The organism is Leptodesmis sp., from assembly GCF_052746595.1.
Genome location: NZ_JBRAGO010000169.1, coordinates 1 through 2,308, shown reverse-complemented (window position 1 = coordinate 2,308; position 2,308 = coordinate 1). Strand labels below are relative to the sequence as shown.

Below are 2,308 nucleotides of genomic sequence, written 5' to 3'. Positions count from 1 at the left end.
TATGATGACTGCTACGACCCCTGCGATTGCTACTATGAGCCACGCGGTTACTACTATGATGACTGCGACTGTGGTTGCTACTAGTCGTTAGCTAAAACTACAACTGAATATTAATTTGGGTAGTCATCATGAACAAACTTTTATTTTCATGGTGACTACCTTCATGATTTTATGCTACCTAGGAGAAAAATATGGAGTTTCTAGCGTTTGTTCAGAATGCGGCCAGTTACGAAGATCCCACCCCTGATCCAGAATTAACTTTAGAGATCAAAATCCCAGGGTCAACTGGAGTAGCCTTAGCTGGGGTGGCTCTGGCCGTAGCAGCAGTGAGTGCATCCCCCAGCAAGGCAGTGGCTGCAACCTCTGCGATCGCCCAGGGAAGTCTGGAGCAGCAGTCACCCATGTACAAAAAGCACTGGGAATTGAGGCAGATGGACAATTTGGATCTAAGACCAAAGCCGCAGTGATGGATTTTCAAATTCGTCAGGGGCTGAAGCAGGTGGATGGTAGTGTTGGTCAAGAAACGGCAATGGCTCTCGGCTTAGATGAAAAATATCAGCCGACATATTTAGGTTACGTTGACACCAATACAGGGATTGGGTTGAATGTTCGGAGCGGCCCTAGAATCAATTTCCGGCGAATGGGTGGCTTAGAAGACGGCACAGTTATCGAAACATTTGGTTACCCGGTCGAACGATACTACACCTGGCAACGCATTGGTGAGACAGCCTGGGTTGCTACGGATTATGTCACCCCTTACTACCAAACAAGCTACGATCCATGCGATCGCTACTATGAGGAAACAAGCTATGATCCGTGCGATCGCTACTACCAGGATTACAGCTACGAAGACTGCTACGGCTCACCCTATGACGATGACTACTACAGCCCCTATTCCTATAGCGATGGCGGTGGGTATGTGGCAACCCGTTCTGGGATTGGCCTGAATATTCGCCGTGGGCCAGGTCTGGACAACTGCATTGAAACTGCCGTTCCTGATGGTACTTACCTGCCTACCGTAGATGGCACCGTCTACCGCGATGGCTACGCCTGGGAACAATTACCGGATGGAAATTGGGTAGCCGCCAACTATCTGTACTAGAGCACTAATCTAGAAACCGGGTTTCCTGAAGAAACCCGGTTTCTAGATTGGCATCATCGTTGTGGGAGCGGAGCGGCTAGATGCACCACTCGTTCTACTAACCAGGGTGCAAAACGATTGCACCATACGGCGAGGTGACTTTGCCAGCCCACCAGAATTTCTGTCGTTCCTTTCTGCAATCCAACTACCAATGCTTTAGCCACTGCTTCGGGAGTTGTCGGAACAACACCTCGGAACCATTGCAGATTTTCTGCCATATCGGTTTCCGTCAAAGAGGGAAGTAAGGCTACCACTTTCACATTGTGGGCCGCTAACTCGCTGCGAAGGGCCTGGGTAAAGCCGACGATCGCAAATTTGGTGGCCGAATAGGTGGTCATCGTGGGGGCGGCAATTTTTCCCATCAGACTGGAGACATTGACGATCGTACCTTCCCGTTGAGCCACCATTCGGCGCGCAACGAGGCGAGTAATGGTATACATACCTACCAGATTGGTGGCAATTTCATCCTGCACCTGCAGCAAGCGAGACTGCAGGAAAGAGGTTTGGTAGGCGACCCCAGCACAGTTAACCAGAATATGAACCGGGCCATAATGACGCAATGCTCTAACGATCGCATTGTGAACTTCAATTGGTTGGGTCAGATCCAGGGGCAGAATCACAGCCTCTGTACCCATCGCTTCTACCTCAGATGCGACTTCTGTTAAGCGATGGTGGGTACGAGCGACCAGCAGCAAGCGTTTAGCGCCCTGTTGAGCAAATTTGAGAGCGATCGCTCGTCCGATTCCCCGTGATGCTCCAGTCACAATGGCTGTTTTTCCTCTAATTGTCATGAAACACCTCCAATATTGAGGTTTCACGGCACCACTCCAGGGGCTATGGCCAGAGAGTGTCAGCCTATAGCCCTCCAAAAATGAGGGTGCCAGCGAAATAACTTGGGCTTGAAACAAAGAAGAAATCAAAACTATTGATTGGGAGAGAATCTCAGGAGTTGTCAAGATATCACAGACACAAAACCTGAATCATAAATCTACGTCTCCTCCATAAACTTCAGAATGATCCTGTTTACAGACGTTAACACCGAGATCAGATAGCGACAATATTTATGAGAAAAACTGGCTGATTTTTACATTCGTTTATATCTTCTATCAGCCTGGTTTCAGCCTGCTCTTGTGCATATTCCACTTCCAGAGAGTCGGATTTGAAGAC

The 2,308-nt window shown here is 48.9% G+C and carries 3 protein-coding genes; 2 read left to right on the top strand and 1 reads right to left on the bottom strand.

Annotation, left to right across the window (positions count from 1 at the left end; all coding sequences use genetic code 11):
• The first annotated feature begins 191 nt into the window (after positions 1 to 191).
• Positions 192 to 467 carry a hypothetical protein gene (locus ACUVQO_RS22210; protein ID WP_445928001.1) on the top strand — a complete coding sequence of 92 codons (276 nt, stop codon included), beginning with the start codon at positions 192 to 194 and terminating at the stop codon, positions 465 to 467.
• A complete protein-coding gene (locus ACUVQO_RS22205) occupies positions 467 to 1,102 on the top strand; it encodes an SH3 domain-containing protein (RefSeq protein WP_445928000.1) in 636 nt (211 codons plus the stop codon). Before ACUVQO_RS22210 ends, ACUVQO_RS22205 begins: the two co-directional genes overlap by 1 nt.
• Positions 1,103 to 1,155: 53 nt before the next feature.
• On the opposite strand, the gene ACUVQO_RS22200 is transcribed toward ACUVQO_RS22205, so the two are convergent.
• A complete protein-coding gene (locus tag ACUVQO_RS22200; protein ID WP_445927999.1) occupies positions 1,156 to 1,932 on the bottom strand; it encodes an SDR family NAD(P)-dependent oxidoreductase in 777 nt (258 codons plus the stop codon).
• Positions 1,933 to 2,308 lie beyond the last annotated feature (376 nt).

Coding starts and splice junctions, on each gene's coding strand:
- ACUVQO_RS22210 (WP_445928001.1), top strand. CDS start 192: ATGGAGTTTCTAGCGTTTGTTCAGAATGCGGCCAGTTACGAAGATCCC.
- ACUVQO_RS22205 (WP_445928000.1), top strand. CDS start 467: ATGGATTTTCAAATTCGTCAGGGGCTGAAGCAGGTGGATGGTAGTGTT.
- ACUVQO_RS22200 (WP_445927999.1), bottom strand. CDS start 1,932: ATGACAATTAGAGGAAAAACAGCCATTGTGACTGGAGCATCACGGGGA.